29 protein-coding genes and 1 pseudogene are annotated in these 26,544 nt (G+C 50.9%); 6 read left to right on the plus strand and 24 right to left on the minus strand.

Annotated features, from left to right (window positions below; genetic code table 11):
- Positions 1 to 186 precede the first annotated feature (186 nt).
- Together AXA67_05110 and AXA67_05115 are read left to right on the plus strand one after the other, a co-directional pair.
- Positions 187 to 2,910: a hypothetical protein gene (locus AXA67_05110; GenBank protein KXJ41504.1), complete on the plus strand. Its 2,724-nt coding sequence runs from the start codon at positions 187 to 189 to the stop codon at positions 2,908 to 2,910.
- 233 nt (positions 2,911 to 3,143) lie between these two features.
- Positions 3,144 to 3,689 carry a hypothetical protein gene (locus AXA67_05115; GenBank protein ID KXJ41505.1) on the plus strand — a complete coding sequence of 182 codons (546 nt, stop codon included), beginning with the start codon at positions 3,144 to 3,146 and terminating at the stop codon, positions 3,687 to 3,689.
- Between the two features lie 79 nt (positions 3,690 to 3,768).
- Here AXA67_05115 and AXA67_05120 read toward each other — a convergent pair whose 3' ends face one another.
- Positions 3,769 to 4,308, minus strand: a complete 540-nt coding sequence (locus AXA67_05120; GenBank protein KXJ41554.1) for a ribosomal-protein-alanine acetyltransferase — start codon at positions 4,306 to 4,308, stop codon at positions 3,769 to 3,771.
- Positions 4,309 to 4,590: 282 nt separating this feature from the next.
- On the opposite strand from AXA67_05120, the pseudogene AXA67_05125 reads away from it, so the two are divergent.
- The 4 genes and pseudogenes from AXA67_05125 to AXA67_05140 all read left to right on the plus strand — a co-directional run bounded on the left by AXA67_05125 (position 4,591) and on the right by AXA67_05140 (position 7,321).
- Positions 4,591 to 5,604 (plus strand): annotated as a pseudogene (locus AXA67_05125) (hypothetical protein).
- A 401-nt stretch (positions 5,605 to 6,005) separates the two neighbouring features.
- On the plus strand, positions 6,006 to 6,227 hold the full coding sequence (locus AXA67_05130) for a hypothetical protein (GenBank protein ID KXJ41506.1): 222 nt from the start codon (positions 6,006 to 6,008) through the stop codon (positions 6,225 to 6,227).
- Between the two features lie 234 nt (positions 6,228 to 6,461).
- Positions 6,462 to 6,821, plus strand: a complete 360-nt coding sequence (locus tag AXA67_05135) for a dihydroneopterin aldolase (protein KXJ41507.1) — start codon at positions 6,462 to 6,464, stop codon at positions 6,819 to 6,821.
- Positions 6,818 to 7,321: a 2-amino-4-hydroxy-6-hydroxymethyldihydropteridine pyrophosphokinase gene (locus tag AXA67_05140; GenBank protein ID KXJ41508.1), complete on the plus strand. Its 504-nt coding sequence runs from the start codon at positions 6,818 to 6,820 to the stop codon at positions 7,319 to 7,321. The genes AXA67_05135 and AXA67_05140 overlap by 4 nt, the downstream gene beginning before the upstream one ends.
- On the opposite strand, the gene AXA67_05145 is transcribed toward AXA67_05140, so the two are convergent.
- The 23 genes from AXA67_05145 to AXA67_05255 form a co-directional block, all read right to left on the minus strand.
- Positions 7,316 to 8,038 carry a pteridine reductase gene (locus AXA67_05145; GenBank protein KXJ41509.1) on the minus strand — a complete coding sequence of 241 codons (723 nt, stop codon included), beginning with the start codon at positions 8,036 to 8,038 and terminating at the stop codon, positions 7,316 to 7,318. The genes AXA67_05140 and AXA67_05145 overlap by 6 nt on opposite strands.
- Positions 8,034 to 8,777: a hypothetical protein gene (locus tag AXA67_05150; protein ID KXJ41555.1), complete on the minus strand. Its 744-nt coding sequence runs from the start codon at positions 8,775 to 8,777 to the stop codon at positions 8,034 to 8,036. Before AXA67_05150 ends, AXA67_05145 begins: the two co-directional genes overlap by 5 nt.
- 76 nt (positions 8,778 to 8,853) lie before the next feature.
- Positions 8,854 to 9,270, minus strand: a complete 417-nt coding sequence (locus AXA67_05155) for a type II secretion system protein GspG (GenBank protein ID KXJ41510.1) — start codon at positions 9,268 to 9,270, stop codon at positions 8,854 to 8,856.
- Positions 9,271 to 9,338: 68 nt separating this feature from the next.
- Positions 9,339 to 9,761, minus strand: coding sequence for a hypothetical protein (locus AXA67_05160; GenBank protein ID KXJ41511.1), 423 nt, complete (start codon positions 9,759 to 9,761; stop codon positions 9,339 to 9,341).
- A gap of 124 nt (positions 9,762 to 9,885) precedes the next feature.
- Positions 9,886 to 10,641, minus strand: coding sequence for a twin-arginine protein translocation system subunit TatC (locus tag AXA67_05165; GenBank protein ID KXJ41512.1), 756 nt, complete (start codon positions 10,639 to 10,641; stop codon positions 9,886 to 9,888).
- Complete coding sequence (locus AXA67_05170; protein KXJ41513.1) at positions 10,625 to 10,930, minus strand: hypothetical protein; 306 nt, start codon at positions 10,928 to 10,930, stop codon at positions 10,625 to 10,627. Before AXA67_05170 ends, AXA67_05165 begins: the two co-directional genes overlap by 17 nt.
- Before the next feature lie 6 nt (positions 10,931 to 10,936).
- Positions 10,937 to 11,185: a hypothetical protein gene (locus AXA67_05175; protein ID KXJ41514.1), complete on the minus strand. Its 249-nt coding sequence runs from the start codon at positions 11,183 to 11,185 to the stop codon at positions 10,937 to 10,939.
- 15 nt (positions 11,186 to 11,200) lie between these two features.
- A complete protein-coding gene (locus tag AXA67_05180; protein KXJ41515.1) occupies positions 11,201 to 11,527 on the minus strand; it encodes a phosphoribosyl-ATP pyrophosphatase in 327 nt (108 codons plus the stop codon).
- Positions 11,517 to 11,903 (minus strand): phosphoribosyl-AMP cyclohydrolase, encoded by a 387-nt coding sequence (gene hisI, locus AXA67_05185; GenBank protein KXJ41516.1) that lies wholly within the window; start codon positions 11,901 to 11,903, stop codon positions 11,517 to 11,519. Before hisI ends, AXA67_05180 begins: the two co-directional genes overlap by 11 nt.
- The gene (locus AXA67_05190) at positions 11,900 to 12,658 is read right to left on the minus strand and encodes an imidazole glycerol phosphate synthase cyclase subunit (protein KXJ41517.1); all 759 of its coding nucleotides are present in this window, start codon (positions 12,656 to 12,658) and stop codon (positions 11,900 to 11,902) included. The genes hisI and AXA67_05190 overlap by 4 nt, the downstream gene beginning before the upstream one ends.
- A 1-nt stretch (position 12,659) precedes the next feature.
- Entirely contained in the window at positions 12,660 to 13,391 is a 732-nt protein-coding gene (locus tag AXA67_05195; GenBank protein KXJ41518.1) for a 1-(5-phosphoribosyl)-5-((5-phosphoribosylamino)methylideneamino)imidazole-4-carboxamide isomerase, read from the minus strand.
- Between the two features lie 11 nt (positions 13,392 to 13,402).
- Positions 13,403 to 14,041 carry an imidazole glycerol phosphate synthase subunit HisH gene (gene hisH / locus AXA67_05200; GenBank protein ID KXJ41519.1) on the minus strand — a complete coding sequence of 213 codons (639 nt, stop codon included), beginning with the start codon at positions 14,039 to 14,041 and terminating at the stop codon, positions 13,403 to 13,405.
- Positions 14,038 to 14,637 carry an imidazoleglycerol-phosphate dehydratase gene (locus AXA67_05205; GenBank protein ID KXJ41520.1) on the minus strand — a complete coding sequence of 200 codons (600 nt, stop codon included), beginning with the start codon at positions 14,635 to 14,637 and terminating at the stop codon, positions 14,038 to 14,040. The genes hisH and AXA67_05205 overlap by 4 nt, the downstream gene beginning before the upstream one ends.
- A 423-nt stretch (positions 14,638 to 15,060) precedes the next feature.
- Positions 15,061 to 16,878 (minus strand): GTP-binding protein TypA, encoded by a 1,818-nt coding sequence (locus AXA67_05210; protein KXJ41521.1) that lies wholly within the window; start codon positions 16,876 to 16,878, stop codon positions 15,061 to 15,063.
- A complete protein-coding gene (locus tag AXA67_05215; GenBank protein KXJ41522.1) occupies positions 16,875 to 17,102 on the minus strand; it encodes a hypothetical protein in 228 nt (75 codons plus the stop codon). The genes AXA67_05210 and AXA67_05215 overlap by 4 nt, the downstream gene beginning before the upstream one ends.
- Before the next feature lie 99 nt (positions 17,103 to 17,201).
- Positions 17,202 to 17,606, minus strand: coding sequence for a sulfurtransferase (locus tag AXA67_05220; GenBank protein KXJ41523.1), 405 nt, complete (start codon positions 17,604 to 17,606; stop codon positions 17,202 to 17,204).
- A gap of 12 nt (positions 17,607 to 17,618) precedes the next feature.
- Entirely contained in the window at positions 17,619 to 18,200 is a 582-nt protein-coding gene (locus tag AXA67_05225; GenBank protein KXJ41524.1) for a hypothetical protein, read from the minus strand.
- A 19-nt stretch (positions 18,201 to 18,219) separates the two neighbouring features.
- A complete protein-coding gene (locus tag AXA67_05230) occupies positions 18,220 to 19,626 on the minus strand; it encodes a potassium transporter (GenBank protein ID KXJ41556.1) in 1,407 nt (468 codons plus the stop codon).
- Positions 19,627 to 19,681: 55 nt separating this feature from the next.
- A complete protein-coding gene (trkA, locus tag AXA67_05235; GenBank protein ID KXJ41525.1) occupies positions 19,682 to 21,058 on the minus strand; it encodes a potassium transporter peripheral membrane component in 1,377 nt (458 codons plus the stop codon).
- Positions 21,059 to 21,067: 9 nt separating this feature from the next.
- A complete protein-coding gene (locus tag AXA67_05240; GenBank protein KXJ41557.1) occupies positions 21,068 to 22,423 on the minus strand; it encodes a transcriptional regulator in 1,356 nt (451 codons plus the stop codon).
- Positions 22,420 to 24,636, minus strand: a complete 2,217-nt coding sequence (locus AXA67_05245) for a PAS domain-containing sensor histidine kinase (GenBank protein KXJ41526.1) — start codon at positions 24,634 to 24,636, stop codon at positions 22,420 to 22,422. Before AXA67_05245 ends, AXA67_05240 begins: the two co-directional genes overlap by 4 nt.
- Positions 24,618 to 25,175, minus strand: a complete 558-nt coding sequence (locus AXA67_05250) for a hypothetical protein (protein KXJ41527.1) — start codon at positions 25,173 to 25,175, stop codon at positions 24,618 to 24,620. The genes AXA67_05245 and AXA67_05250 overlap by 19 nt, the downstream gene beginning before the upstream one ends.
- On the minus strand, positions 25,157 to 26,461 hold the full coding sequence (locus tag AXA67_05255; protein ID KXJ41528.1) for a 16S rRNA methyltransferase: 1,305 nt from the start codon (positions 26,459 to 26,461) through the stop codon (positions 25,157 to 25,159). Before AXA67_05255 ends, AXA67_05250 begins: the two co-directional genes overlap by 19 nt.
- Positions 26,462 to 26,544 lie beyond the last annotated feature (83 nt).

Below are 26,544 nucleotides of genomic sequence, written 5' to 3' on the forward strand. Positions count from 1 at the left end.
GATTGAATATCACCGCATTCCCAGCTTTTTCAGTCGTTATCAATCCGATAATGAAAAGCTGAGAATAATCGGGATTTTGCGTTGAGTGGCGTGGTTGGTTTGAAGAGGTTTCACCGCAGAGACGCAGAGGGCGCAGAGTTTTTAATAATAATTGCTGACCTTTCGTAACGCTGATGGCATACATCTATGCAACCCGCTAAAAAAACAATTTTTTTAAAAATAAATTCTCTGCGTCTCTGCGGTGAACCCATCCCGTGGTTATTATTTTGCCTGATTCTGCTGGCTTGTACGGCGGTTGAAGCCGAAAGCTTGCCAGTGGTAACGGCAAAAACTCCACTGCCGGTCACCGTTTCTCAGCCCACCGCCATTGCCACAGGCCCGGATCAATCCCTCTACCTCCTCGACACCCATCAGCAAGTACTGAAAATCCCCGCCAACAATAAACCCCGATTTTTGACCGGCCCGGGCCTGCTCGACCACCCCCTGGATCTGAAATGGGGCGAGAGCGGGTTGTGGGTGGCCGATACCGGCAATCACCGGCTGCTCCTCTTTGATGCTCAAGGCAGGATGCAGCGGGCGTTTTATCCCAAGCCGCCATCCTGCCCGGAAGAAAAGCCCGGCTGCAACCGGTTGCCGCCGGAACCCGTGGCAGTGGCGGAAGTGGATGATATTTTGTTGTGGTCGGACCGCCGTTACCATAGGGTCTGCCGGCTGCGATTGCCCAAGGGTAAGCCGCTGGATTGCTTTGGCGGACGGGGGGAGGAAGAAGGCAAGTTTCAATTTCCCTTCCAGATCGCCATCGACCGGGACAAATTTCCCCACGTGGTGGATATTCTCAATGCCCGCATTCAGATTTTCGACAAGGACGGGCGTTTCTTCCGCCAGCAGGGCCGGTTTGGTTTTGAGGCAGGCGAGTTATTCCGTCCCAACGGGTTGGCCATGGATAAAGACCGGGACCGGTTGTTCATCAGCGATGGTTATTTCGGGACGATCACCCTCTTCCAGGAAGGAGAAGCAGCAGGCGTGCTCAAGACTTCCGGCGGACAACCCCTTTACTTTGACAGTCCCACCGGCCTGGCTTTTGACAACGGCAGCCTGTATGTGGCGGAAACCGGCGCCGGCAAGGTCTGGAAATTGACCCTGAAGGAAATGGACATGCCGCTCCCTCCCAAAGCCGGCTCAACTACAGTCCAGGCCTCGCAGAAAAACTGCCTGCTTTGCCATCTCGAATGGGCGGAGGAAGGCCCGGCGGCGATCAAGCAGCCCGACCAACAGGGCATCATGCCGGTGGCATCCTTCCGCATGTGTTACAGCTGTCATAATGGGCCGGTGATGGATTCACGGACCATCATCAACGACGGCGAACAACACCCTGTGATTTACGAGCCGGAAAAAGACAAACAGCGCCATGCCAAACTCTGGCCCCGCAAGGACAAACTGCCCGATGAGCTGTTCCCCATCACAGAAGATCATCAACTGACCTGCGCCACTTGCCACACCCCTCACGAAGATACATCCTCGGCCACCCTTTATCAGGGTCATCAAAATGCCTGGCTGGGGGTGCCCAATCCGGAAGGGAAATTGTGCGAACGCTGCCACGAGTCCAAAGCCAAAAACGCCCGGGAATCCAACCCAAAGTGGCGCGGGCGCAATCACCCCATGGGGATTCATCTTGCCAAGCCGCCGCACCGGGGCGCGTCGGGCTATCCCAGTGACCCCGATCTACACCACGGCTTGCCAACAAAACTGGCGGAACTGGGGGGCAGCCTGGACAAGGAAAACAGGGTCATTTGCCAGAGCTGTCATCAAATTCACGGGGGCGTCAGCCAATTCCTGCTGTTGATGAATGCCAACCGGGGCCAGCTCTGCGGGCAATGCCACAAGCGCCAATTCAGCCGCGGCAAAAAGGAAGCGCGGCGCAAGGGGGCGCATCCGGTGAATATCGAACCAGATGAGGAAATGAAACGCGACGGCAAAAAAGTCAAGTTCGTCACCTGTCTGAGCTGCCATCCGGTTCATGAAGGCAAACCGGGCACCCCCATGCTGCTCAAGCCCACGCCTGGGCTCTGTCATGACTGCCATAAGCGGCAACACGCCAGGGACAAGGACGATGCTCTGAAAAAAGGGGTGCATCCGGTGAATTTTGATCTGGAGGAAAGCGTGACCCTGAAGGGACGGAATATCAAACGGGTGGATTGCCTGACTTGTCACGCCGTCCATAAAGGCAAGCCCAATACCCCGGCCTTGGTGGAAGACCACCACGACGGCCAACTATGCCGCGCTTGCCACGAGGACAACATCCCGGTGCTGGGCAGCGATCACGACCTTCGCATTACCGCCGGAGACAGTCAAAACCGGCTGGAACAAACCCCGGCGCAATCAGGACTGTGCGGCGCCTGCCACAGCCTGCATAGAGGCGAGGGGAAATGGCCTTATTTATATGCCTCGGCGATGGTAGATGATCCCTCCCGCCCTTCCAAGGAGGGAGAAAAAAGTAACTTCAAACGGGATCAGCTCTGTATCAACTGCCACCAGGATAACGCCAAGGCCGTGGGCAAGGAGAAATTCATCGAATACTTCAGCCATCCTTATCAACAAATTGTATTGCAATCGGATAAAGACAAAATGCCGCTGCTGGGAAAGGATGGGTCAGACCAGGCCATTGGCGCCATCGGTTGCACCACTTGTCACGATCCCCATGTCTGGCAACCGGATCACTGGAATAAAAAACAACCGCCACTGGCCGGGAACAGAAAAAACCTGGAAGGCGACCCCAATTCCAGTTTTCTGCGAATCACCAAGCCAACCAAGACCTTTTGTTTGAACTGTCATGGAAAAGAAACAAGAATTAAATTTTTATACTTCCATCATAAAAGTAATGCCCGTGGGAAACTGAATTATCTGAAATAAAAAGAGTTTTCGCATTAAAACCGTTTGGACAGATCCCATAAGTTCGATCCATTAGTATTTGTCAAATCCAAATCTGACAATATATCCCTCTGAACGAATCGCAAAATGTCGTTTGCAATAAGCTAGATTAATCTCATAATGCAATGTATGATTTTTCCTACCAACCGTACGAGTGGTAAAAGGAAGGCAAAATTGCCAATCTCTGTTCCTACATTTTATCAAGGAGACAAATTATGAAACGGATATTACTATTGACACTGTTATCTTCAGCTGTATTTTCCGCCACCAACGCGGAAGAAGGGGATGCCAACAGTTTTATTTCTCCAGATTTCTGGGGGAAACAAGGCATCAAAGATAAGATCATTCGGCCAAAATGTCTTGGTTGTCATTCTTCACAATTAAGTGGCGCGGAGCGGAATGGCGCTCCCGAAGGGTCTAATTTTGATACATACGATGATGCCAAATCGCAGGCATCTAAGATTATCCAGCGGGCGGTTGTGGATATGGACATGCCGCCAGATCCCGATCAGCAACTTACCGACGTGGAAAAAAAGGCCTTGCAAAATTGGGTGAAACTCGGCTTTCCCAGTACCGGTATTTCCGGACAATATTCATCAACAGGCATCTTGACATTGCCTAAAGTCTATGTGCTCGATGCGGAAGGAAACGCCATTGGAACAGCGGAAGCAGAAATGAACGTGATTAAAACGACGCGGCCATTTCAATTTGAAATTACCGGGTTGAAATATACCCCAATAAACAGCTCCGACTCAGAATAATGTTTACATGTTTCCCGCCAGCGCCTTGCTGGCGGGAATGAACCCTTTGCGACTTTCACCTATTCTAAAACCAATCTAATCAAAGCATCCTTGCCAGGACCAATGCATCCTCTCGCTTGTTTGCTCCAGCGGGATAATAACCTTTACGCGTACCAATCTCATTAAATCCCAGCTTGCGATATAAATGAACCGCCACTTTGTTGCTGGGGCGAACTTCAAGCAACATCATATCGGCGCGGTGATTGCGGGCGACTTCCATCAAATGAAGCATCATCTCCCGGCCGTAACCCTGACCTTGACAGCGGGGAGAGACACAAACATTCATCACATGCGCTTCACCTACCCCAATAGATAAAATTCCGTAGGCAACAACCTCTCCCTCGGCTTCCCCTACCCAACACGAGTAACCAACTTTGAGACAATTTTTAAAGATTCCCAATGACCAAGGGAAAGGGTACGACTGTTCTTCAATGGTTACGACTGCCTTCAGATCCGATTTTCTCATGGGCCGAAATTGCATGCCTTCTTCCTGCGACACATCCGGGAAGTGTTGGGAATAAAATTGTTTTTGGGAATCGAAAAAAAATATTTTTTTCAGTGCCGCAAACACCTGGTCCATATCAATCTTCTTTGCCGCAGGCAATAATGAAACTGTTATTATATCGGACCGCAGCGACTCATCAATCACGGAGCTATGTTTCCTACAGAGCCACGTCATTTAAAACGTAAAGGATTGATGCCGGTGCAGGTGGTCTGATTCGAAAAACGCCGTTAATACGTCCCTATAGGCTCCACGCCGGCCTCCTTGCCGGCGAGGCTTTCGAATCAGACCACCTGCACCGGCTTGAATAGATGACGGAGCCCTGATATTTTCTAATTGCTTGCCTTTCCGTAGAAAATCATGATTGTACTAGGCATCGAAACTTCCTGTGATGAAACCGGCGTAGCCATTTATGATGCCAAGCAGGGATTGTTGGCCCATCATTTATACAGCCAGGTAGCCATCCACGCCGACTTCGGGGGTATCGTGCCAGAACTGGCATCACGGGACCATATCCGCAAGCTTTTGCCCTTGATTCGTCAGACCCTCCAAGCCGCAAATTTAGCTGCTGGTCAAATTAACGTGGTTGCCTATACTGCAGGGCCAGGTTTGATTGGCGCATTGCTGGTTGGGGCCTCGGTTGCCCGCAGCTTGGCATGGTCATGGCAAATCCCCGCACTGGCCATTCATCACATGGAGGGGCATTTATTGGCGCCAATGATGGAAAATCCTGATCTTGCTCCCCCCTTCCTCGCTTTGCTGGTCTCAGGCGGTCATACACAACTGGTGGAAGTCCAAGCGCTGGGAGTCTATCGGTTGCTGGGGGAGTCCATCGACGATGCCGTGGGCGAAGCCTTTGACAAAGTAGCCAAAATGCTCGGGCTCGGTTATCCCGGCGGCCCGGCGTTGGAACAATTGGCAAAAAAAGGCAATCCTGAGCGTTTTCATTTTCCCCGCCCCATGACCAACCGGCCGGGATTGGATTTCAGTTTTAGCGGGCTTAAAACTTATGTCATGAACACTTTGGCAAAAACCGGTGGCAGTGAACAGGACAAAGCCGATATTGCCCGTGCTTTTCAAGACGCAGTCGCCGATACCCTGGCCATCAAATGCCGCAGAGCCCTGCAGCTCACCAGCTTAAACCGGCTGGTTGTTGCTGGGGGTGTCAGCGCCAATCAGACGATCCGCTTAAAATTAAAGCAAACAGCAAGGAAAGAAGAGGCTGAATTGTTTGTTCCAAGCCCTCAATTTTGTACCGACAATGGCGCCATGATTGCCTATACAGGCTGCCTTAGATCCCTTGCAAACCACAACCGTTCTTCACTGGAAATCAAGGTTCGCGCCCGCTGGCCTCTGGAAGCATTGCCCTCTATCAACCTACCATCCGGGGTTCTTCCCCCCTCAACAAGCGGCGAATATTCTCCCGGTGCCGCCAAAACAGACAGCCAGACATGACAGCAATCAAGCCGGCAGATAAAGGCTGCTGTAATATCAGCATGGCATAAACGGGCGCCAGCAAAGCCGCGGTCAATGCCGATAGGGATGAAATTTTAGAAATTGCGGCCACGGCGATCCACGTACCGATAACAGCCAGGCCAAGCAGCCAATTCATCCCCAACATGACGCCCAGAGCAGTTGCCACGCCCTTTCCCCCTTGAAAGCCAAAAAAAATTGGAAACAGGTGGCCAAGAAAGGCCGCCAAACCAGTAGCGGCAACTATTAGAGAATCTGCTCCCATCAAATTGGCAGCGGCTACCGGCAACAGCCCTTTCAGCATGTCTCCCAACAGCGTCACCATCGCCGCCTTTTTGCCGCCCACCCTAAGCACATTGGTTGCACCCGGGTTATGGGAACCTGTAGTGCGCGGGTCCGGTAAGCCTGAGAGTTTACAAACAATCACCGCGCTCGAAACCGAACCCAAGAAATACCCCAGCGGAATCCATAACCATTCAGCCACCTTGCCTTTCCCCTTTCTTTTGTGTCAACCTATGAACTGATGTTACGCATTGTCATTTCGAGCGTAGCGAGAAATCTTGCAATCTACCCAAAATGGATGCTGATGAGTCAAGATTTCACCCTCCGGTCGAAATGACAGCCAAGGATTGCGTAAGTCTGCGCCTATCTACCCGTGGCTGCGTAACATCAGCTATGAATTAATACAACCATCAAAGCCAGCCATTGCTGGGAAGTGATGGGAAGTTCCTATAAAACAATTAACAATCGAATCAAAGATGGACATTATATTTCTACGCGGCTTACAGATCGACACTATTATTGGCATCTACGAATGGGAACGGGAGATTAAACAAACAGTGATCCTGGATCTGGAGATGGCTACCGACATCCGCCAGGCTGCCGCTACCGACAGTATTGAAAATACATTGGACTATAAAGCCGTTTCCAAACGGATCATTAGTTTTGTAGAAAGCAGCAGTTTTTTTTTGGTGGAAACCTTGGCGGAAAAAACCGCTGAAATCATATTAACGGAATTTTCCGTGCCCTGGCTAAAGCTGACACTAAACAAAAAAGGCGCCATTAGAGGCGCCAGTGATGTGGGAATCATCATTGAGCGCGGTAGCCTGCCCCAATGACTCAGGTCTTCGTCAGCATTGGCAGCAATATCGAGCGGGAAATCCATATTCGCAAAGCGTTAACAGAACTGGAACAGGCTTTTGGTCCGTTAACTGTTTCCAGCATTTACGAAAGCGAAGCCGAAGGGTTTGAGGGCGAACCTTTTTACAACTTGGTAATTAAATTCGAAACCGACCTTGCCATTGAAGAAGTGTTGAAGAAGCTAAAGGAAATTGAAACCAGGCACGGGCGGAGTGTGGGTAGTCATAAATTCGCCCCCCGGACCCTGGATCTGGATTTGATACTTTACGGCGATAAGATCTTAAGGAATGCAAAAACCGGCCGTATGATTGTGCCCAGGGATGATATTCTCCGTTACGCCTTTGTCCTCCAACCATTGGCGGAAATTGCCCCGGATAGGCTCCATCCTATAGAAAAGAAAACCTTCCAGGCGCTGTGGAAATCTTTCGACCCGGCTAAAATCAGACAGAAAAAAATTACTTTGAGAGAGCAATCATAAACTTCTCCCTCCATCTACAACCAGGATTTGGCCTGTAACGTAGTCTCCGTCACAAATAAGATAACGTACCGCTTTGGCGATATCTTCTTCTTTCCCCAGACGTTTCAAGGGGATGGTATTGAGCATCGCGGTCTTTTCTTCTTCTGTGAGTGGACGATCCGGCCATAAAATAGCGCCAGGGGCCACGCCATTCACCCTGACTGCCGGCGCCATCTCCTTGGCCAAAGCATGGGTCATTGCCGCCAATCCGGCTTTGGCAATGCTGTAAACCGGGTAGTCCAATCTCGGGCTGCGGGCGTAAATATCCACCAGATTAACGATACAGCCTTGGGTCTGCTGTAAATGGGGATAAACCGCCTGGGAAAGAAAAAAAGGCGCCTTTAAATTACAATCGAGTAATTCATCCCAGTGGTCTTCACTCACTTCTCCCAATGGTGTGGGATAAAAGGCTGATGCATTATTAATCAGGCCATCCAGACGTCCCCAAAAGGACAACGCATTGTCAACGCAAGCATGGATTTCTGACAAACGACGGAGTTCGGCCTGCAGTAAATGAACAGAATCAGGGCGGATGCGATTAAGGTGTTGCTGAAGTAATTCAGCTTCTTGGCGGGAACTGCGATAATGGAGAATCAGGTTAAAACCTTCCCCATGCAGCATTTTGGCTATGGCTGCACCAATTCTCTTGGCAGCGCCTGTCACCAAAAAAACTTTAATTGGCTAAACTCCCATAGAGAATCTTCAATCCGATCAGCAACAATAACCCTGCAAACGCGCGTTTCAAAGTTTCCGCAGGCAATTGATGAGACAATTTAGCGCCGATGGGAGCTGTCATGATACTGGCAAGGGTGATACCCACAAAAGCAGGCAGGTAGACGTAGCCAAAACTTCCCGATGGAAGACCGGTTTGATCCCAGCCCAACCATCCGTAACCCACCGTTCCCGCCAAAGCAATGGGGAGGCCGCAGAAACTGGAAACTGCCACTGCGGTTCGCATGGGATATGAAAATTTGACCAGCAAAGGCACCGTCAACGTACCGCCACCGATACCCAGCATGGATGCCAATGTGCCTATGACCACACCAGAGCCAAATAAGAGTGGAGAGCTGGGCTGGCCTTTCCCTGGATCAGGCCGCCACCGCCATGCCATTTGCATAGCGACGACAATCAAATAGCCTGCAAATAGGATTTTAAGCCAGATACCGGGCATTTTGTCGGCCATCCATGCTCCTACAAACGCACCGATAATAATGGCTGGAACCAGCTGTTTTGCTGAAACCCAATCCAAAGATCCCAAACGATGATGGGCTTGCACTGAAGAAATTGCGGTGGGAATAATTGTCGCCAACGAGGTGGCGACCGCCATAATGGGAACAAACTCAGCAGGAAAATGCTGCCAGGAGAAAAACAGTAACAATATAGGAACCAGGATGATCCCGCCTCCCAGTCCAAACATCCCCGCCAGAAGGCCTGCCAAGCCTCCTAGCAGGATATATAAAGGAAATAGGATCACCTGGATGAATCCCTAAAAATTACCAATTGCCTATATCGGCATTTTCACCTTCGCCGCCTTCAGCATTATCTGCGCCCAAAGAGTAAAGGTCATAATCCATGCCACCGCGTCTTGGAGGGATCTCATAATGGAAGGGAAAGCCCCAGGCATCCACAGGGACTTTTTTCTTGCGAAGGTAAGGTCCCGTCCAATTGGGCAAACCTTCTGGCGCTTGTAGCAGTGCCTGCAATCCTTCCTCTTGGGTGGGATAGCGACCGTTGTCCAAACGGAAGTTATCCAGCGCGGTTGCCAGCATTTCTATTTGAGACTTGGTGGTTTTCACCTGGCCTTGGCCCAAAGCATTCATCAACCTGGGGCCAACCAGTGCGGCCAACATACCCAGGATTGCAAGCACGATGAGTAGCTCAATTAACGTGAATCCACGATTACGTATCATTCCAGAAAATCTCCAACGCAGTGTTAAGTAATGAACTATGACACTTTATTTTAGCGCATGGTTCGGTATTACTGCGTTGCTAATTTTCCTGAACTCACTAAGTATTTGATTCTACCTAGCATCCCTGAGATATTCACAGAAGATTTAAAATTCCGCTGTCCTTTCCCAGCCAAGTCATACTTTAATCGCCGCGCCAATAACTGGGCAGGGTCTAGATTCTCTCCTTCCTGATGGGCCCAACGTTTCACCACAGAGGGCTGGAGCAAATGAACAGGATAGCCTGCCTCCATTAACCCGTAAACCAAGGTGAAATCAGTTTTTTTACGGGCAACAGCAATGCCTTCAATCTGAAAACGGTAAGGTTCTAGTTTTTTCAATAAAGATAGTAAGTCTGCAGGTAGATCGATTTGCTCCTGCACCTGATTGTTTTGATCAAGAAGAGACACGACACAGCGATCTTCTTCTATCAACATACCAGCATAGATAGTCATTCTGATTTTTCTCCGGTTTCCCCGTCAAAGTAAACCAAGCAGAATCAATCTATCAGAATGCAAGTGAACGTAAAGTGAATTTTACCGGAAGTGATGAACGAAGTTGACGATGCCAATGTTCAGGTTACTCCCGTGCCTCCTTGGCGAAAGGAAACGAAAACAAAAGCCCCAATTCATAGAGCAACCACATAGGCAGCGCCAACAGCGTCTGTGAAATCACGTCCGGTGGAGTTAATACCATGCCAATAACAAAAGCCGCTACAATCACGTAGGGACGTTTGCGAGCCAAGGCTTGTCTGGTGGTAATGCCGCTCCAGATCAAAAGAATCGTGGCAATGGGCACTTCAAAAGCGACCCCGAAGGCGAAAAACAATGTCAATATGAAATCCAAATAGCGGCTAATGTCCGTCATGACCGCCACCCCTTGTGGCGCGGCAGCGGTCATGAATCGGAATACCAGCGGTAACACCACAAAATAGGCAAAAGCCGCGCCCAGATAAAATAAGCATGTGCTGGCTATCAGCAAGGGCAACATCAAGCGTTTTTCATGCCGGTAAAGACCAGGCGCGATAAAAGCCCAGATCTGGTATAGCGTAAATGGCATCGTGGCAAAAATGGCCACCACCAATGCCAATTTGAAAGGGGTTAAAAAAGGGGATGCCACATCAATGGCAATCATCGAGCTTTGCTCTGGCAAGTGCTTGAGCAAAGGACCTGCCAAATAGGTATAGATCTCGTTGGCAAACGGCGCCAATCCCAAAAACACCAACAGCACAACCGCTATGATTTTAAGCAGCCGGCTGCGCAACTCGATCAAATGAGCAATGAAGGGTTGTTCCCGGTTGTCGATCTCCGGTTCCTGTTCAGGATTTGCGTTCATCGACCGGCTTGGATGTCTCCCGCAACGAATTGGCAGGGGGAATGACTTGCTTCAATTCTTGCTCCAATTCTTTGAGCTGCTTGAGTGAAGTATCTTCATAGGCCGTTGACTTGATTTCATCTAACGCCAACTCTTGTTCAATCTCCGATTTGACCGTCGCCACCATGGCCCTGGCTTTCCGAACCCATAACATCGTACTACGGACAGCGCCGGGCAGCCTTTCCGGCCCCAATACCAACAAGGAGATCAATCCGACAAGCGTCAACTCCCAAAAACCAATATCAAACATGGCTTATCAAAGGGGCTTGCGTTCAGGTTTTTCTGACTTGAAATCAGCGTCCGTTTCTTTCATTACAGAGGGGGATTCTTCATCTAATTGCTGAGGGGGCTCCGGTTTGGATTGCTCTTCACCCTCACTTAAGGCGTTTTTAAAACTTTTGATGGCACCGCCTAAATCGGAACCCAAATTGCGAAGTTTACGCGTGCCGAACAGTAACAAAACGATAACGAGAACAATTAATAGCTGCCAAATACTTATACCCATGAGACTCTCCTAAAATTATTGACGCGAAGCCTTTTCAGCCAAACCTGACAGACCAAACCGCCTGTTCAATTCACTTAAGACATCTTCCGGCCCCAATCCCTGGTGAGCCAGCAAAACCAGCGTATGAAACCATAAGTCCGCAGTTTCGTATATCAATTGCTCCCTGTCTCCTGACTTACCGGCAATGACAACTTCGGTCGCTTCTTCACCGACTTTTTTTAATATAGTATCGAGCCCCTTGGAATACAGGGACGCCACATAAGAACTTTCAGGCGCAGCATCCTTACGCTGTTCTAGAATTTCCGCCAAGGCCGTCAACACCTTCCCTTTATCATTTGCCATAGATCGCCTCTGGTGTTTTTAGAACAGGTTCCACCTCCATCCATGCCATGCTTTCCAAACGCCGAAAAAAACAATGATGCCTTCCCGTATGACAGGCAATACCGCCTTCCTGTTCCACCAGCAATAAAACCGTGTCGCCATCGCAATCCAAGCGGATTTCTTCTATTTTTTGCCGGTGCCCGGAAGATTCGCCTTTACGCCAGAGGGAACCGCGGGACCTGGACCAATAGACAGCATAACCTTCCTCCGCCGTTTTTTGCAGGGCATCGCGATTCATCCATGCCATCATCAATACCTGACCAGAGCTTTTTTCTTGGGCGATGGCGGGCACCAAGCCATCCGGATTCCATTTCACCTGATCCAGCCAATCACTCACAATCGCACCTCTATGCCCCTGGCTGCCATGTGGCGCTTGGCCTCTTCGATAGAATATTCATCAAAATGAAAAATACTTGCCGCCAGCACTGCGTCTGCCTTGCCTTCCAAAATGCCTTCCACCAAATGATCCAGGCTGCCCACACCCCCAGAAGCAATCACGGGAATTCCTACCCGCTCACTGACTGCCAGTGTCAGTGGAAGATCAAACCCCGCTTTGGTGCCATCACGATCCATACTGGTCAATAGAATTTCCCCAGCGCCCAAATCCTCCATCTTTCCGGCCCATTCTACCGCATCTAGCCCTGTAGGCTTCCTTCCGCCATGGGTAAAAATTTCCCAGTGGTCTTCTACTTGCTTGGCGTCAATCGCCACCACAATACATTGTGAGCCAAAACGATTGGCCGCATCGCGGACAAATTCTGGGTTAAAAACCGCCGCCGTGTTAATGGCCACCTTGTCAGCGCCCGCATTGAGCATCCGGCGAATGTCTTCCAGGGTGCGAATACCCCCCCCGACAGTCAATGGGATAAAAACACAGCCTGCCACCTCTTCCACCACGTGAACCATCGTATCGCGATCCTCGTGGCTGGCGGTAATATCCAGAAAAGTCAGCTCATCCGCCCCTTCCTGGTCATAACGCCGAGCAATCTCAACCGGATCCCCGGCGTCGCGAATGTCCACGAACTTAACACCCTTGACCACTCTGCCCTGGTCCACATCCAGGCACGGAATAATACGTTTCGCCAGTCCCATCTTAATACTGCTGGGCCAATTTCAACGCTTCGGCAAAATCCAAGGTGCCTTCATAAATAGCCCGACCGGTAATGGCGCCCATCACGCCCAGGTCGGCAATTTCTCCCAGGGCCTTGATATCATCCAGATTGGTGATGCCTCCCGAGGCAATCACCGGGATATGGATGGCTTCCGCCAAACGGGCGGTCGCTTCTATATTGACGCCTTCCATCATCCCGTCGCGGCTGATATCGGTGTAGATGATGGCTTCGACCCCTTCTTCCTCGAAACGCTGGGCCATATCAATCACATCATGTCGGGAAAGTTTTGACCAACCATCGATGGCGACCTTGCCATCCTTGGCATCCAAACCAACAATAATATGCCCTGGAAATTCTGTCGCGACATCGCTGACGAAATGGGGCGTGCTCACAGCCTTGGTGCCAATGATGACATATTGCACACCCACATTGAGATATTCTTGAATCGTATCCTCATCGCGAATGCCACCGCCTACTTGAATCTCCACCTCGGGAAATGCTTCGGTAATGGCATTGATAACCGCAGCATTCCTAGGTGTGCCGGCAAAAGCGCCGTCGAGATCCACCAAGTGCAAACGCTTGGCGCCCAAATCTATCCAACGCCGCGCAACAGCCACGGGATCGTCGGAAAAAACCGTGTCATCTTCCATTCGCCCTTGGCGAAGGCGCACACACTTACCCTCTTTCAAATCAATGGCTGGAATTAATAACATACTTCTCTTTCTTAAGGTGACCAACGAAGAAAATTGAACAATAACTTAAGCCCGACTTGCTGGCTTTTTTCCGGATGAAATTGCACGGCAAATAAATTATCCCGTGCTAGGGCGCAGGCAAAAGGATCTGGATAATTGGTGGTAGCGGCAATGTCTTGACTACGGCCTGGCTGGGCATAATAGCTATGGACGAAGTAAAAACGGCTGTCCTGGGGAATATCTTGCCATAAGGGATGGGATCGAAGTTGATGGACTTGGTTCCATCCCATATGGGGGATTTTCAATTGCTCTCCCCTTGCATCTCTCAAGCCAGAGGAAAATCGCACGACGCGTCCAGGCAGAATGCCCAAACAAGCCACCTTGCCCCCTTCTTCGCTTTCCTCCAACAACGCCTGTAGCCCCAAACAGATGCCCAAAAAGGGTTTTTCCTTTGCCACGCGCTCTAAAACGCCAATCAAATCCAATTTCCGCAGCGCCGCCATGCAGTCGCCAATGGCCCCGACACCTGGAAAAACCACCCGATCCGCGGCGTAAATTTCCTGAGAGTTGGCGGACACCGTCACTCGCGCCTGGGCATCCATAGTTTGCAAAGCTTTGGTAATGGAATGAAGGTTGCCCATTCCATAATCGATGACGACAACATGGGTCATACCAAAGTACCTTTGGTGGAGGGAATGGTTTCCGCCATCCGCGAATCAACCGCCACGGCACAACGCAACGCCCGGCCAAAAGCCTTGAACATCGTTTCGGCAATATGATGGGCGTTCCTGCCTCTCAGATTGTCGATATGCAGCGTCACTTGGGCGTGATTGACGAAACCTTGGAAAAATTCCCGGAATAGATCCACGTCAAACGAACCAATCATAGCCCGGGTAAACGCCACCTCGTACACCAACCCAGGGCGCCCGGAAAAATCCACCACGACCCGTGACAGGGCTTCATCAAGGGGTACGTAAGCGTGCCCATAACGGAAGATGCCTTTTTTGCTCCCCACCGCCTCACAAAAAGCCTGGCCCAAGGTAATGCCGATATCCTCCACCGTGTGGTGGGCATCGATATGCAAATCCCCTTGGGCAATCACTTCCAAATCCATCAACCCATGCCGGGCAACTTGGTCCAGCATATGATCCAAAAACGGGAGGCCCGTATCAAAAGAAGACTCTCCCGTGCCGTCCAAATTGACGCGGACTTGAATCCTGGTTTCCAGCGTATTTCTCTCTACAGATGCTTGTCGCGGTTGAGGCATAAAACTTAGCTCATAAAAAACAATAGTCCTAATGATATCTCGAAGCTGCAGCGCTTAAAAATATTCCGCCCCCCTTGGGAACCTCTGATCAATTCATCTCTGAATTGCCAGAGGATAATAAACAAAAGGCACGATTTTTGTCTTTCTCACAAAATCAGTCAATTGTTTCAATCAATTATGCCGGCATATCCTTGTGCCGCGGAAAGCTCTGAATCAATCAGAGCTTTCCCAGGGTGGAATGTACGATATTACCGACTGTAATTTCAATATCCCCCGGCTTTTCTTTTATTTTTGCCCTGCCATACTAACCCCCGTCGCCTGGACCTGAGACAGGGGAACTCAAACTTTCAGGAAAATCAGACGACGTCAAAGCCAACCAAGCAGGCATTTTGCCCCCGAAGTTATCTTCGGGGGTTTTCTTTTTCAGCTGGCTGCCCGCATGGCCCGCTTACGTTCATGTTCCTTCAAGAGCTTTTTGCGGATTCGGATCGCCTGGGGCGTCACTTCGACCAATTCGTCTTCATCAATAAATTCCAGCGCCTGTTCCAGGCTGAACTTGACCGGCGGCGTCAACAGCAAATTTTCATCACTGCCCGCGGCGCGGATATTGGTTAGTTGTTTTGCCTTGGTGGGATTGACCACCAAATCGTTGCTGCGGGAATGGATACCCACCACCATGCCCTCATAAACCTCATCGCCGTGGCTAACGAACATGCGTCCCCGCTCTTGCAAATTGAACAGGGCAAATGCCAGCGCCTTGCCATTGATATTGGAAATCATGACGCCGTTGATGCGGCGGCCAATATCCCCCGGCTTGATGGGCCCGTAACGCTCGAAAACGTGGTAAAACAGTCCTGTCCCCGAGGTCGCCGACAAAAATTCGGTCTGAAAGCCGATCAACCCCCGGGCGGGAATCAAATATTCCAGACGCACCCGGCCCTGGCCGTCCACCTCCATGCCTTCCAGCTCCCCTTTACGGTTGCCCAGGTTTTCCATGATCGAACCTTGATGTTCCTCGTCCACTTCAATGGTAACTCGCTCGTAGGGTTCGTACAGCTTGCCATCGATTTCCTTGAGAATCACTTCGGGCCGGGAAACTGACATTTCATACCCTTCCCTGCGCATGGTTTCAATGAGGATGGATAAATGCAATGCGCCGCGCCCGGACACTCTGAACTTGTCCGGATCTTCGGTATCTTCCACCCGCAATGCGACGTTGTGCTGCAGTTCTTTTTGCAGCCGTTCCCGAAGGTGCCTTGAAGTGAGAAATTTGCCTTCCCGTCCAGCAAAGGGTGACGTATTCACCTGAAAGGTCATGCTCACGGTCGGTTCATCGACAATCAAAGGCGGCAAAACTTCAACCTGGCTGGGATCACAAACGGTATCGGAGATATTTAAAGGCTCCAGACCACAGAAGGCAACGATATCACCCGCCTGAGCTTTATCCACTTCTATTCGTTCCAGCCCCTTGAAACCAAAAACCTTGGCGATTTTCCCGGTGCGGGTTTGACCTTCCCGGTCAATTACTGTCACTGGCATGTTGCGCTGAATCTCCCCCCGTTGAATCCGGCCAATGCCGATAATTCCCACATAACTGTTGTAATCGAGGGTGCTCACCTGCAATTGCAAAGGGCCCTCCTGTTCAACTGGTGGCGGCGGCACATGTTCGATAATTGTCTCGAATAGCGGGGTCATATCGCCCTGGTTTACATCTGCTTCCAACCCGGCATATCCCTGTAAAGCGGATGCATACACCACGGCAAAATCCAGTTGTTCATCTGTAGCGCCCAAGCGGTCGAAAAGGTCGAAGGTTTGATCCAGCACCCAATCGGGCCGCGCTCCTGGGCGGTCAATTTTATTAATCACCACGATGGGCTTAAGACCGCGGGACAGGGCTTTTTGGGTGACAAAACGGGTTTGGGGCATGGGGCCTTCCACCGCGTCCACCAACAATAAAACCGAGTCAACCATAGACAACACTCGTTCCACTTCGCCGCCAAAATCGGCGTGCCCTGGCGTATCCACAATATTGATCCGCCACTCACGCCATTCAATCGCCGTGTTTTTGGACAAAATGGTAATGCCCCGCTCCCGCTCGAGATCGTTGGAGTCCATGACCCGCTCTGTGACTTTCTCGTGGGCGGCGAAAGTGCCTGATTGTTGCAACAATTTGTCCACCAAAGTGGTTTTACCGTGGTCGACATGAGCGATAATAGCGATATTGCGGATTTTCTGGGTCACGAATTTATATTCTCCGTTGTTGTTTTACTAGTAATTGCCCGGGACCCCCTGGGCGGTCTGTTCCGGAAGACGCCGTGAATACTTTCTTGCTGCGCAATCCTGCTGTGCAAGAAAGTCCTGCCCAAACCTCCCTGTTCGGGCGCTCGCCCGGCTACGAAAGTCCACCGGACTTTCGGTCCGGCTCGCCCCTGTAGGCTTGGCTTTGGCATCCCTGCCAAAAACATTTCCTCCCCAGACCACCCATGGAGCCTTCTTCCGGTGTGGGCAAGTAATTAATGGGTAGGTCAGTACATTTCTTCGTGTCGGCTAGTGCTTTAACGGGGTTAATTTTGCTCCCATGGCAACCCATGGAACCGCCAGCCACCCAAGGTGCCTCGGTGTTTATTTTCGTCCAGCGGGCCTTCAAAACCCTCTTCGATATTAACCACCGTCTGATACCCTATCTCGGCCAAAACCTTGCCCGCCTCCAGAGAGCGGTGACCGCTTCGGCACAAAAGAAACACCGGCGTACTCAGATCTGGCACATGCTCTTTGACTTGATCGACAAAATGCAGATTAGGCTGCATGGGCAGGCCATCCTTCCAGGGCACCAAAATGGCGCCGATGGGACGGCCGACAAACAAATGCTCGCAAGTAGTACGCACGTCAATAATGACGCCATCGGGATGGCTTTGCAGAAACTCCCAAACTTGTGGCGGCTTCATATTTTGTACAGTCGTTTCACTCATTCTTGTCACTCCTTACAATGGCTTTTGGCCTACCAGGTAGGCTTCGTTTCTGAATCCTTGAGAAAGGTCACCCAAGCGTCCTTCTTCCCGGTACACCCTGAGGATCACATCGGGAAAAAGGCGCAATAACTCATTTTTTCCTAGCAAATATTCGGGATTGCTCGGCCCAATCTCGGATACCTTTTCCTGGGTAAATGTCTGATAAAACAATAATCCGCCGGGTTTTATCGCTTCGAAAATCAACGGGCACAGAAAGCGCTGCAAAAATCGGCTCACAATAATGACATCAAACTTTGCCTTCGGCCAATCAAAATTTTCAACATCTACGACTTGCGCATCTAAATTTAGGAACCCTTGTTCCTGGCTTTTCTTCCGCAATTTTTTAACTGCCACTGGGGAAATATCCCACGCCTTGACCTCTAACCCCTTTTTAGCCAAGTAAAGCGCGTTGCCACCCAATCCACACGCAAGATCCAGCACCAAACCTACGGACGGCAACAAATGCGCATTATCTATTAGGACTTGGGATGGCAGTGGGAATTCAGTGCGGGCGGAATAAATACGGTCCCATTTTTCTGATATGGAGGCTGTCACTAAAAAAACAATGTTTGATTCAGCTCCGCCAATAGGCGGGCGCCAGTAATACCAATAAAGTAAAAATCTCCAACCGGCCCAGTAGCATGGCGAAACAGGCCAGCCATTTCACCGAATCCGGCATGGTCATAAAACCAGCAGTCACGTTTCCAAGACCCGGACCCAGATTATTCAAACAAGCAGCCACGGCTGAAAACGCGGTAATCTGATCCAGTCCGACTGCCATCATCAATAGCATGATAATAGCAAAGGAAACCACATAAAGCGCAAAAAACCCCCAAACCGCCTCCACCACCCGGGTTGGAACCGGCACCCGACTGACTTTAACCGGAATCTCCGCCTGGGGATGAATCAGGCGCAAAATTTCCCGCACTCCTTGCTTGTACAGCAATATCACCCGGATCACCTTGAGTCCACCAGCCGTTGATCCCGCACAACCCCCAATGAAAGCGCTGAAAAGCAATAGCACTTGCACAAATACCGGCCACCGGCTGTAATCGGTGCTGGTAAATCCCGAAGTCGTCATGAAAGACACACTTTGAAAAGCCCCCGCGCGAATATTCTCAGCCAGGGACTCGTTGGTTTGCCAAATCAGATAACCGCATACCAGCACTGTTGTCACCAGTAGCAATGAGAAATAAACCTTGACCTCGCTGTCTTCCAAATAGATCTTCGTCCCCAAATTGCGAAGCACATCGAAATGCAAGGCAAAATTAATCCCGGCAAACATCATAAAAAGGATGGCCAATGCCTCAATCAAAGGGCTTTGAAAGTAGCCAATACTGGCATCATGAGTGGAAAAACCGCCAATCGCAATGGTGGAATAAGCGTGGCCAATGGCATCGAAAGGCGTCATCCCCGCCCCCCAATAACCGAGAGCACAAAGAATCGTCAATCCCAAATACACAGCCCACAGCGCCTTGGCGGTTTCGGCAATGCGCGGCGTCAGTTTGTTATCCTTCATGGGGCCCGGGGTTTCGGCACGGTATAACTGCATTCCCCCGACGTGCAACAAGGGCAACACGGCTACCGCCAGAACCACGATACCCATGCCCCCGAGCCATTGGAGCTGCTGACGGTAATACAAGATGGAAGGCGGCAGTTGATCCAGTCCGGAAATTACCGTAGCGCCGGTAGTAGTCAAACCGGACAAGGATTCAAACACGGCATTGGTGAATGACATGTGCGGCTTTTCGGAAAGCGCGAACGGGACAGCGCCCGTCAGTCCCAACACCAGCCAAAGCAGCACCACCACCAAAAAACCATCACGTACCCGAAGCTCCTTGCGGGCATGGCGAAAAGGCCACCAGAGAAAAACGCCGGCAAAAAGAATAATGACAAATCCGAGTAAAAAAGGACGGGCGGCCCCGTCCGCATAGAATAATGAAACCGCCAAAGGTGGTATCATTGTGAGGCTAAAAAACATCGCCAAGGCACCGATGATTCTAAGAACCACCCGCACCTGAACCACGACAGTCAACTCATGCAGCCTCAGCGGGAACGAATTGAAAAAGCTTTTCCACGGCGGATATCAAGTTCTTTTCCAGCAGAAACATGATGAGATGATCTTCTTCATGAAGCTGGGTATCATGATGTACTTGAATCACTTCGTTTCCCCGCACCAATACGCCCGGCACCACGCCAGCCGGCAGATTTAATTGCTCAATCCGGCGCCCCGCGACTCTGGAACGTCCAGGGCAGCCGTGAACCACGGCTTCAATGGCCTCCGCGGCACCCCGGCGCAATGAATGGACCTGTACCACGTCACCCCGGCGCACATGGCGAAGCAAACTGCCAATGGTGGCCTGCTGGGGAGAGATCACTAGATCCACCAGATTGCTCTCCACCAAATCCACATAGGCCGGTTTGTTAATCAAGCTGATTACCCGCCCCGCGCCCATTTTTTTCGCCAGCATGGAAGACAGAATATTGGCTTCATCGTCGTCGGTGATAGCGCAGAAAACGTCCATATTTTCAATATTCTCATTGAGCAGCAGTTCCCGGTCGGATGCGTCCCCCACCAGAACCACGGTATTTTCAAGATCATTCGCAATTTTACGGGCGCGAACAGGATTTTTTTCGATCACCTTTACTTGATAGCGATGCTCCAGCGCCTTGGCCACGCGTTTTCCAATATGGCCGCCGCCAGCAAACATCAAACGCTTGTAATTCTTGTCCTTACCCCTAAGTTCGGTCATGACCGCTCTGATTTCATCCTTGGGCGCCATGAAGTAAACTTCATCGCCAGGCTCAATAATCAAATCCCCGGTGGGGATGATTGGCTTGCCGCCCCGAAATATGGCCGTGATACGAGCATGAACCTTGGGCATATGCTGATGCAACTCACGAATCCGATGTTTCACCAGCGGCCCCCCTTCCATGGCCTCCACCGAAACCAAACGCACCCGGCCACTGGCAAAATCCAGGACCTGAGAAGCGCCAGGATAGCTCAACAACCCGCTGATAAAATCACTGATAATCTGCTCGGGGCTGATTACTACATCCACCGCCACTTTGCAGGAACCAAACAATTGAGGATAGCGGGTATATTCGATGGCCCGAATACGAGCGATCTTTTTCGGTACCTTGAACAAGGTGTAGGCAATCTGGCAAGCCAGCATATTGGTTTCATCGTCGCTGGTCACAGCTATAATCAAATCCGCACTGGCCGCCCCTGCCTTTTCCAAAACCTGGGGGTGGGCGGCATTGCCGGCCACTGTGGCAATATCAAACCGGTCTTGCAGGTCTCTTAGTATTTCGGGTTTGGTGTCAATAACAACAACATCGTAAGCCTCTTGGGATAGGTTGCTTACGACGCTGGTGCCAACTCTACCAGCGCCCAAGACAAGTATTTTCATGGAATTTAATTATCGTTTTTCCTTAAATTTGATGCCTAATGAATGAAGCTTGCGGTATAAATGGGTGCGTTCCATACCAATTGCCTGGGATAATCTGGCAACGCTTCCGCCATGCTTATCCAAATGATACTCCAAATAGGCTTTTTCGAAACGCTCACGGGCTTCTTTCAGTGGCAAATCATAAAATTCCGGCGCTTCCGCGGTATCCCGAGTGACGATTTCTCCCAAGGCGGTTTTGACTTCATCCAATTCCACCTCTTCGCCACTTCCCAGAATAAGCAATCGATGCACCAGGTTTTTAAGCTCGCGGATATTACCCGGCCAGGCGTAGTTACGCAAGAAATTCTGAACCGCCACCGGGAAACGCCGAAAAGTCAGTTTCTCCTGGGTGACAAAGTGGTCCACATAATAATTCAATAGTTCCGGCACATCTTCGCTATGTTGACGCAGGGGCGGCACCACAAGGGTCACTTCGTTTAAGAGGTAATAAAGATCCTTGCGGAAGTGTCCGGCACTGACCTCCTCTTCCAACGCCCTTCTGGTGGAAGCCAGCACCCGCACATCCACATTGACCTGTTCGCTCCCCCCAACCCTGAGAAAAGATTGCGACTCCAACGCACTGACCAGACGCAGCTGGGTTTCTTCATCCATATCCCCCACTTCCTCGAGAAACAACGTACCGCCATGGGCTTGTTCCAACAAACCGCAGTGAACCTTGCCGCCTTCATCCTTGCCAAAGAATTCCACCGCCGAATATTCCGGCGCAATCGTGCCCACACCCACGGAAATAAAAGGCCGGTCCCGGCGGGAGCTATTTTTATGAAGATAACGGGCAAAGGTTTCCTTGCCGGTGCCGGGCTCGCCCACAAACAATACCCGGGTATCATGAGGGGCAAGACGGCGCACCTGATCGCGCAACCTTTCCATGGCAGCGCTCTTCCCGATGGGTTCAATCAAAGGCATGGGTTCGCTATGGGGCGGCGCTTTCTGAAAACGGCTGGATTCCAGTGCCCGTTCCACGGTAGAAATCAGCTTGGCCATGGACAGAGGCTTTTCCAGGTAATCGTAAGCGCCCAAGCGGGTGGCTTCCACCGCTGTCTCGACAGTGCCGTGCCCTGACATCATAATCACGGGACAAGGCGTTGTTCCGCCTTCCACCCATTCTTTCAACAGGCTTACCCCGTCCACGTCCGGCATCCAGATGTCCAACAGCACTAAATCCGGAGTCCGTTGTTGCCAGAACTGGCGGGCCTGCTCGGCATTTTCCGCAGTTTCCACCTGGAAACCTTCGTCTTCGAGAATTTCCCGTACCAGTTGGCAAATATCCGGTTCATCATCGACCACTAGGATCGTTGCCTCATTCACACCCATTGTCTCCTTTGATTTTCAGCATCAGTTTGCTCCTGACTCGCTTTAGCCGCCGGTAAACGGATCACAAATCTCGCACCGCCCTTATAGCTGCGATCCAACCGAATCGACCCTCCATGTTCTTCGACAATTTTCTTGACTATCGCCAATCCCAATCCCGTTCCTTTGGATTTTGTGGTGACATAAGGATCGAAAATATGATCTATCTGCTCCGCCTCCACCCCGGGGCCGTTGTCTTCTAGCACCAGTTCCACCCCGTAAAAATCCTTTTCCTCTACCGGCCTGCCGGCGATTCGCATGGTAAGGGGCGGATTTCCGGCCTCCAGTGCATTTTTAATGAGATTATGCAACACCTGACGCAATCGCAAGGGATCGGCGATGAGTTCCGGCAAGTCGGGAGACAGGTCCATTTGGAAGCGAATCCCGGACTGGGGTGGATACAATGCCAGCACTTCATCAATTAGTATAGCCAAATCAAGGGGCTGCGGCTGCAGTTTAGGCGGCCTGGCGTATTCGGAAAAAGCGTTTACCATGGCCTTTAGCGCTTCAACTTGTTGGACGATGGTACGGGTGGAACGTTCCAGCACCACGCCGCTTTGGCCATCGACCTCACTTTCCAACTTATGCTGCAGGCGTTCAGCAGCCAGCTGAATAGGCGTCAGCGGGTTTTTTATCTCGTGGGCCAAACGCCGCGCCATTTCGCTCCAGGCGGCATTTTTTTGCGCTTGCACCAAGGCGGTAATGTCATCCACCACCAGAACCGCGCCACTGCGGCGGCCATCGGCACCAAGCAGCGGACTGCCGCGGCACAGCAACACCTTCACGCCATTGGGGCCGGACAGCACCACTTCTTCCTGCCACTCGTTTTCATATTCCGATAACTTTTCCTTAATCAGATTTACCAGATCAACCAATTCAGGATTTTCCTCGGCCAAAGCTCGAAGTGGCTTCCCTTTGACCTGGTCAAAATCGACTTTCAGGATTTCTTCCGCTGCTTGATTGGCGGTTTTAAGGCGGAGCATTTCATTTAAAGTCAATACGCCAGAAGATAAGTGTCCCAAAACCGTTTCCAGGTAGGTCCGCTGATCCTCAACTTGACGCCGGGAACGTTCCGCCTCATCCCGGGCCCGGGCCAGGTAGGCTGTCATAGTATTAAATGAACTTACCAAAAAGCCCATATCGTCTCTTTGCAGGATTGGCAAGCGCTTGTCCAAATTCCCCTGGGCCACTGCCCGCGTACCCTGAACCAGCATTTTCACCGGTGCCACAATCCGCCGGATACTTAAAAACGCCGCCCACATGGCTGCCAACATACTGACCAATAAAATTAAAGACAGGGTCAAAGAAAAACTGAACTTCAGTGATTGGCGCAGATAAACCATTTTCTGATAATGGGCGTAAGCCCCTTCCACTGTCTGAGCCAATTGGTTTATTCGGGGAGGCAAGGGGTACAAAGCCTGTAAAAAAAATGGATTTTCGTGCTTGACTGGCACAATGACCCTGACCTGCAGCGTAGGTTTGGATTTCTCATCGACATAAGGTCCTGGCGCGGGATCCAAGCCGACATAACCATTTCCCTTCTTTGCCTGAGCCAGCAAACTAGAAGGTGGCAAACTGGGAATGATTAACTCAGTACTGGCATTGCTGGTGGCAATAATCCGGCCTTGCTTGCTTAACAGGGTCAATTCAGAAGCGCCGCCGCGCTCGCGCAGACGGTGGAGTTCGATGGCCAATACGCCTTCGGGAATGCCCTCCAGGGTCTCGGCCATGTCACGGGTTTTCTGGAAAAGAATACGCGTTCTTTGATCTAAAGCCGCCTTGCCCAGTTCCAGAGAACTTTCCATGGCCCGGTCGATTTGTACGTCAAACCAACTGTCGATACTGCGGTGGAGGAATTGCAGAGAGTAATAAAACACGATGGAAGCCGGCGCCATGGCAAGAAACACGAACAGCAATACCATCCTAAGCGCCAATCGGGAACCGGCCGCTCGTTTTCGAAATTGCTTGATCAGCCAAAAAATATTGGCCCCAACCAACCCCAAGAGCAAAATACTGCCCAAAATATTGGTCAAGAGCAGCCAGGAATACATCTCTCCAAGCTTGGAAACGGCTTGGGTCGCTGAACTCATCAGGTGCAAAGGCACCAGGATGATGGCGAACAAAATGAGCACCGACAGGCTCAGAGGTGGTTTCAGTCGAAAAGCGGCCATTGATATTCTGAGGATTCCAGACGCCATTGAGGCGATAAATAGGCCAAGGGCCTAAGCGCCCAAGGCAGTTTCTCGATAGCCAGCTTAACGCCTAAGCTGGCATACACTTCATCTTTTGGGGTCAATTTCCTTCGGGGCGCTTTGAGCGGCACTTCCTGCAAAACCCCCAATGCATCCAAAGCAGCTTCCAAGGTGCCGAAACTACGCTGAATACGATGGCCTTCATCCACCACTTGATAAGATTGCGCCAGGGGATAATATTGCAGCCTGAAATGCAAGCGCTTTTGCCATAACACCTCATCCCAAAACCAGTGCCGGGGTTGTAGAATGCGAGCCGTGACCGCCACTGTCAACGGTATGCCGTGGCGGAGAGCTTCCACAGCGACGGGGCTGAACCGGTAATCGATGCTGGCGCTCAAGGCCAATGCATCGCTTTGCTGGGTTAAGCGGGCTTGCAGCACTTTAAAGCCGAAGTCAGCCGGGATGGCTGAAGACAACCAAGTAAAAAGAACAATCACGATTACCCGGCGGAAGAACATTTCTTTAATCGCGCATAAAAAAATCCGTCCATATTATTTTCCCCGGGAAGAATTTGCCTGCCAGGACCTGCTTGCCGTCCCCAGCTTGCATGAATCGTTGCAATTTGTGCATCTGGATGATTTGCCAGAAATTTAGCTACTTGCCTTTCATTTTCTTCTTTAAAAATTGAGCACGTGGCATACAGCAACACGCCTTCCGGCGCCAGCAATGGCCAGACGGCTTCGAGAATTTCCCGCTGCAGCTGAACCAAAGCGGCAATATCGCTTTCCCGCCGTAACAGTTTGATATCCGGATGCCGCCGGATAACACCTGTCCCGGAACAAGGCGCATCCAATAAAATTCTGTCAAATTGATTCCCATCCCACCAATCATTTATTTGGCGGGCATCGGCCGCTTTCAGAACAACTGGCAAAGGTTTTTCCCAGCGGTCGAAGTGCTCTTGTACTCGCTGCAAACGCGCCCCATCAATATCAAGAGCCACCATCGTTTTCACATCGGGGCAAATTTCCAATAGATGCATGGTTTTTCCACCTGGCGCCGCACAAACATCCAGAACACGCTGCTGCGGCGCCAGTTGCATCAAAGGCCCGGCCAACTGCGCGGCAGCGTCTTGAACCGACACCCAACCCAAGGAGAAGCCTGGCAATCGCTGGACCGGTACCGGCTTTTCCAGTATCAGAGCTGAATCCACATCCGCAACCGGGGTAGAAATCAAGCCATGTTGTTTCAATTTTTCCTGGTAATTATCCCGGCTCGTGACCGCCAAGTTCACTCGAAGGGTCATCGGCGCTTGCTGATTATTTGCCTTAAGAACAGCAACATCATCTTCCGGCCAGGATTCGCTGATTTTATGCCGCAACCACTGCGGATGGCTCACCGATGCAACCGGATCTGCGTCCGCTTCTGCTTCCAGCACTTCACGGCGTCGCAAATAATTTCTCAGCACCGCATTCAAGAGTGCTCTAGCCCATTGCTTGCGGCCAACGGCTGAAACGGTTTCCGACACGGCCGCATGGGGCTTTACCCCCATACTCCTAAGCTGATACAGGCCTAGCAAAGCCAACATTTTTATTTCTTTATCCTTGATGGGTTTATGGAGTAGCCGGGATAGAATGAAATCCAGGCGGTGATACCATCTCACTACCCCGTAACAGGCCGCCTGAACAAATGGCCTTTGCTCGGCGGGCAATGTTTCCAAGATGGACAAAGCGTGAGTCAAGGACTGCCCTTCCACAATTACACGGGTCAAAATCTGGGCGGTGGCGCAGCGAGTTTGTGCCATCAATAATCCTTGGCTGGTTTAACGGCTACGGCTTCGTTAGAGTTATAAGGTTTTTTATAAAAAATTTGCTTATGAACCTCGCCCCA

It is taken from the genome of Methylothermaceae bacteria B42, from assembly GCA_001566965.1.
Lineage (GTDB): Bacteria > Pseudomonadota > Gammaproteobacteria > Methylococcales > Methylothermaceae > Methylohalobius.

What these genes read in the sequence shown, in the direction of transcription:
- AXA67_05110 (KXJ41504.1), top strand. Translation starts at nt 187, where the DNA reads ATGCAACCCGCTAAAAAAACAATTTTTTTAAAAATAAATTCTCTGCGT.
- AXA67_05115 (KXJ41505.1), top strand. Translation starts at nt 3,144, where the DNA reads ATGAAACGGATATTACTATTGACACTGTTATCTTCAGCTGTATTTTCC.
- AXA67_05120 (KXJ41554.1), bottom strand. Translation starts at nt 4,308, where the DNA reads ATGGACCAGGTGTTTGCGGCACTGAAAAAAATATTTTTTTTCGATTCC.
- AXA67_05130 (KXJ41506.1), top strand. Translation starts at nt 6,006, where the DNA reads ATGTCTCCCAACAGCGTCACCATCGCCGCCTTTTTGCCGCCCACCCTA.
- AXA67_05135 (KXJ41507.1), top strand. Translation starts at nt 6,462, where the DNA reads ATGGACATTATATTTCTACGCGGCTTACAGATCGACACTATTATTGGC.
- AXA67_05140 (KXJ41508.1), top strand. Translation starts at nt 6,818, where the DNA reads ATGACTCAGGTCTTCGTCAGCATTGGCAGCAATATCGAGCGGGAAATC.
- AXA67_05150 (KXJ41555.1), bottom strand. Translation starts at nt 8,777, where the DNA reads ATGTTTGGACTGGGAGGCGGGATCATCCTGGTTCCTATATTGTTACTG.
- AXA67_05155 (KXJ41510.1), bottom strand. Translation starts at nt 9,270, where the DNA reads ATGATACGTAATCGTGGATTCACGTTAATTGAGCTACTCATCGTGCTT.
- AXA67_05160 (KXJ41511.1), bottom strand. Translation starts at nt 9,761, where the DNA reads ATGACTATCTATGCTGGTATGTTGATAGAAGAAGATCGCTGTGTCGTG.
- AXA67_05165 (KXJ41512.1), bottom strand. Translation starts at nt 10,641, where the DNA reads ATGAACGCAAATCCTGAACAGGAACCGGAGATCGACAACCGGGAACAA.
- AXA67_05170 (KXJ41513.1), bottom strand. Translation starts at nt 10,930, where the DNA reads ATGTTTGATATTGGTTTTTGGGAGTTGACGCTTGTCGGATTGATCTCC.
- AXA67_05175 (KXJ41514.1), bottom strand. Translation starts at nt 11,185, where the DNA reads ATGGGTATAAGTATTTGGCAGCTATTAATTGTTCTCGTTATCGTTTTG.
- AXA67_05180 (KXJ41515.1), bottom strand. Translation starts at nt 11,527, where the DNA reads ATGGCAAATGATAAAGGGAAGGTGTTGACGGCCTTGGCGGAAATTCTA.
- AXA67_05190 (KXJ41517.1), bottom strand. Translation starts at nt 12,658, where the DNA reads ATGGGACTGGCGAAACGTATTATTCCGTGCCTGGATGTGGACCAGGGC.
- AXA67_05195 (KXJ41518.1), bottom strand. Translation starts at nt 13,391, where the DNA reads ATGTTATTAATTCCAGCCATTGATTTGAAAGAGGGTAAGTGTGTGCGC.
- hisH (KXJ41519.1), bottom strand. Translation starts at nt 14,041, where the DNA reads ATGACCCATGTTGTCGTCATCGATTATGGAATGGGCAACCTTCATTCC.
- AXA67_05205 (KXJ41520.1), bottom strand. Translation starts at nt 14,637, where the DNA reads ATGCCTCAACCGCGACAAGCATCTGTAGAGAGAAATACGCTGGAAACC.
- AXA67_05215 (KXJ41522.1), bottom strand. Translation starts at nt 17,102, where the DNA reads ATGTTTTTGGCAGGGATGCCAAAGCCAAGCCTACAGGGGCGAGCCGGA.
- AXA67_05220 (KXJ41523.1), bottom strand. Translation starts at nt 17,606, where the DNA reads ATGAGTGAAACGACTGTACAAAATATGAAGCCGCCACAAGTTTGGGAG.
- AXA67_05230 (KXJ41556.1), bottom strand. Translation starts at nt 19,626, where the DNA reads ATGTTTTTTAGCCTCACAATGATACCACCTTTGGCGGTTTCATTATTC.
- trkA (KXJ41525.1), bottom strand. Translation starts at nt 21,058, where the DNA reads ATGAAAATACTTGTCTTGGGCGCTGGTAGAGTTGGCACCAGCGTCGTA.
- AXA67_05245 (KXJ41526.1), bottom strand. Translation starts at nt 24,636, where the DNA reads ATGGCCGCTTTTCGACTGAAACCACCTCTGAGCCTGTCGGTGCTCATT.
- AXA67_05250 (KXJ41527.1), bottom strand. Translation starts at nt 25,175, where the DNA reads ATGTTCTTCCGCCGGGTAATCGTGATTGTTCTTTTTACTTGGTTGTCT.